Raw genomic sequence first — 2,140 nt, 5'->3', positions numbered from 1 at the left:
GAGATCCGCCAAGCTTCCAAAGCAGATCGCGCTGTCGTCTATGAGTTTAATGAAGATTGGAGCGGTCAAGTCGTCGCCGAATCCGTCGGTAGTGGCTGGGTGTCGCTGCTAGTCGAACAGAAGAAAGATGAAGTCCTTGCTGGCAATCGGGCTACCAGCGATCGCTGTATCCTGCGGAAATGGGCGCAAAAAGATATCACCGAAGAAGATACTTATCTCCAAAGCACCAAAGGCGGTAAATACTCTAAAGGTTCTAAATCTACAGCCGTCAATGATATCTACACCAGAAACTTCCCCGACTGCTATATCCAATCCCTAGAGAAATATCAGGCTAAAGCTTATATCCTCGCGCCAATCTTCAAAGGTGGTGTGTTATGGGGTTTACTCGGTGTCTATCAAAACGACGCTCCCCGCGTTTGGGATGCCTCCGAACGATCGGTGATCGAACAAGTCGCCCTCCAAATCGGCGTTGCGCTCCAGCTTGCTGAATACCTCGAAAAAGTTAAGACTCAAGAGCAAGAGCTATCGGCGATCGTCGATCGAGAACGCGCTAACCGTCAAGAATTGGAACAGGAAGCCCTCCGCGTCCTCAAGGCGATCGGCCCTTCCTTCCGAGGTGACTTAACCGTCCGCGCTCCTCTCTCCGAAACCGAAATCGGGACGATCGCCGATGGTTACAATACCACCATTCAAAGTCTGCGGGAACTGGTGCGTCAAGTCCAGACCGCCGCGATTAGCGTCAGCAGCACCTCCAGCGAAAACAACATGCTGGTAAACAACCTCTCCGCTCAAGCCCAACAAGAACTCGAACAACTCGATCGCGCTTTGATCCAAGTAGACTTGATGGCCGCTTCGAGTAAAGAAGTTGCCGACTTCGCTCAAAAGGTCGAACTAGTAGTCCAATCAGCCAACCGCACCGTTCAAAACGGCGACACGCTGATGGAAAGCACGGTTGAAGAGATTCTCGAAATCCGCTCCACCGTATCCACCACCGCCAAGAAAATCAAACGCCTGGGCGAAACCTTCCAGAAGATTTCTAAAGTCGTCAACCTGATCGAAAACTTCGCGACCCAAACCAACTTGCTCGCCTTGAATGCTTCGATCGAAGCCACCCGCGCGGGTCAGTACGGCAAAGGCTTCGCCGTCGTAGCCGATGAAGTTCGCTCCCTGGCTTATCAATCTGCTAATGCGACCACCGAAATCGAACGCTTAGTAGACGAAATCCGGATCGACACCAACGATGTAACCGAAGCAATGGAAATCGGGATCGCCCAAGTCGTTCAGGGTACCAACCTGGTCAACGAAACCCGCCAGAGCCTCAGCGAAATCGTCGTCGCCACCGGTCAAATCAGCGAACTCGTCAAAGCCATCAGTCAATCTGCGGGTACGCAAACCAAACAGTCCCAAAAACTGAGCGAAGCCATGATCGACGTCGCCACGATCGCCAACCTCAGCTCCGACAGCGCACTCCAAATCTCCGAATCTTGCCAACAGCTCATCGCTACTTCGCAAGTGTTGGAGACTAGTGTGAGCCGATTTAAGGTGGATTAGGGAAGAGGGGATAGGGGATAGGGAATAGGGAATAGGGAGTATTCAATAGGAAGGACGCTTGCGTCCCAAACCTAGATCGAACCTAAAATCCTAATCTCTATCCCCCAAACACCCCTAACCTCTAGAGCCTCTAACCCTATCCCCTATCCCCTACCCCCTTTCCCCTAAATGACCACCGACGATCTAGATTTTCAAGAGTCACTCGATCGATACTTTGAGATCGAAGCGGCGGAATTACTCGAAACCATCGAACAAACCCTCCTGGGTTTAGTTGAAGAAAAAACGATCGAGCGCGTCCATACCCTGATGCGAGCGGCACACACCATCAAAGGCAGTGCGGCTAATTGTGGGTTCAAAACGATCGAGACCATCGCCCATCACCTAGAAGATGTCTTCCAGGCGCTCTACCCGCCCGAACTCGAAATCGACCCGGAACTAGGTTTACTCTTGATGGAGGGCTACGATTGCCTGTACGACCCCTTGAGAGCCCTACTCGCCAAGATTCCCTACGATGAAGCTGCTACCCTCGAACGGACGGCGACTCTATTTGCCAGATTGCAAACTCACTTAGGTGATTTTTTCGGACGCG

At 51.9% G+C, this 2,140-nt stretch carries 2 protein-coding genes; both read left to right on the top strand.

All coding sequences use genetic code 11. The features are described from left to right. A partial coding sequence (locus RMO84_RS04095; protein WP_310487203.1) for a methyl-accepting chemotaxis protein occupies positions 1-1,551 on the top strand: 1,551 nt, incomplete at its 5' end. 168 nt (positions 1,552-1,719) lie between these two features. Then, positions 1,720-2,140, top strand: a 421-nt coding sequence (locus RMO84_RS04090; protein ID WP_310487202.1) for an Hpt domain-containing protein, incomplete at its 3' end; no start/stop codon positions are given.

The organism is Chamaesiphon sp. VAR_69_metabat_338, assembly GCF_031423935.1.
In the GTDB taxonomy this organism is placed as follows: Bacteria; Cyanobacteriota; Cyanobacteriia; order Cyanobacteriales; family Chamaesiphonaceae; genus Chamaesiphon.
The sequence above is the reverse complement of the archived record's forward strand: the minus strand, read 5'-3'. Positions and strand labels throughout refer to the sequence as shown.